This is a genomic window from Peribacillus sp. NPDC056705, from assembly GCF_043656335.1.
Genome location: NZ_JBHTYI010000221.1, coordinates 1 through 1229, shown reverse-complemented (window position 1 = coordinate 1229; position 1229 = coordinate 1). Strand labels below are relative to the sequence as shown.

At 51.9% G+C, this 1229-nt stretch carries 2 protein-coding genes and 1 pseudogene; all 3 read right to left on the bottom strand.

Going from position 1 to position 1229, the window contains the following annotated elements; all coding sequences use genetic code 11:
* Positions 1 to 111 (bottom strand): annotated as a pseudogene (locus tag ACFRAK_RS29120) (sugar ABC transporter ATP-binding protein); the annotation flags it as partial.
* A gap of 15 nt (positions 112 to 126) precedes the next feature.
* Positions 127 to 525, bottom strand: coding sequence for a D-ribose pyranase (rbsD, locus tag ACFRAK_RS29115; protein ID WP_394573216.1), 399 nt, complete (start codon positions 523 to 525; stop codon positions 127 to 129).
* Positions 526 to 528: 3 nt separating this feature from the next.
* Positions 529 to 1229, bottom strand: a 701-nt coding sequence (locus ACFRAK_RS29110) for a PfkB family carbohydrate kinase (protein WP_394573215.1), incomplete at its 5' end; no start/stop codon positions are given.

Here is a 1229-nt window from a genome sequence, read left to right as displayed (position 1 = left end):
GTTCTCGCCCATAAGCGCGTGAACCTCTCCTTCCCGGAGATCGAAATCCACGCCTGTCAGCACCCGGTTCGCACCGAAAGACTTATGAATGTTAGTCATTTCAATATGCATCGTACTGCCTCCTTATTATCCAAAATGAACACCCGCCTGCAAGATACAGTTCGCGTACGGCTTGGCTTCCCCCGTGCGGATCACGGCCTTCGCCTGCTTCGTCAGTGACTTGAACTGCTCGTGTGACCATGCTTCTACTTCGCAATCCAAGAAACGCTCATGTATATATTGCAGTGTTTCCCTATTCTCGGATTTCATCTCCTTCGCGATTATGATCTTCTCGACAGCCATATCATCGGCAATCGCCTCAACGACGTCCATAAAGCTGGGCGTACCGTACGTTAAGGCCAAGTCGATCTTCTCAACGCCTGGCGGAATGGGAAGACCCACATCGCACACAACGATCTGATCGGTATGACCGAGATCTGCCAGCACCTTCGCGATATGACTGTTCAGCATCCCTTGTTTCTTCATGTGCTATAGACTCCCTTCCACTTCGCTTCGGGAAGGCATCCCGCCTTGCGCACCGAATTGGGTAACGGATAACGATGCCGCCCGGTTCGCAAACCTCAAGCTGTCGCGAATCCCTTGGCCTTCCGCCAAAGCCACGGCAAATGCACCATTAAAGGTATCCCCGGCTCCCGTTGTATCCACCACCTCGACCTGGTAGCCTGGGACAACAATCTCCTGCATGCCATCGTAATAACGAACGCCTCTTTTGCCTTCGGTCACAATCAGCTTGTTCGGATAGCGCCGGAGCACTTCATCCAGCGGCTGGTCGCCGAACATAATGGCAGCTTCATGCTCATTAGGCGTAATATACGATGCTAGATCGATGACTGATTGAGGCACGACCCTAGCAGGGGCCGGATTCAGCATGAACGGTATTTGATGCTCGGCGCATAGACGGCTAACATGCACCACAGTCTCCTCCGGAATCTCTTGTTGAAGAAGCACCATATCGGAAGCTTTGATTACATCAATCGCCTGATCCACATAGTCCGGCGTAACATAATCATTGGCAGCCTTCACGACCACGATACTGTTATCCCCTTCAGCCAGAATAATGTGGGCTGTACCACTCGCCATACCTGTAACCGGTTCCACATGGTCTGTAACAACATGGTTGGCGCGATAATTGTTCAAAATTTCCTGACCGAATGCATCGTCGCCGACGC

Bases quoted from the DNA above. Each gene is read 5' to 3' on its own strand.
- rbsD (WP_394573216.1), bottom strand. From the start codon at position 525: ATGAAGAAACAAGGGATGCTGAACAGTCATATCGCGAAGGTGCTGGCA.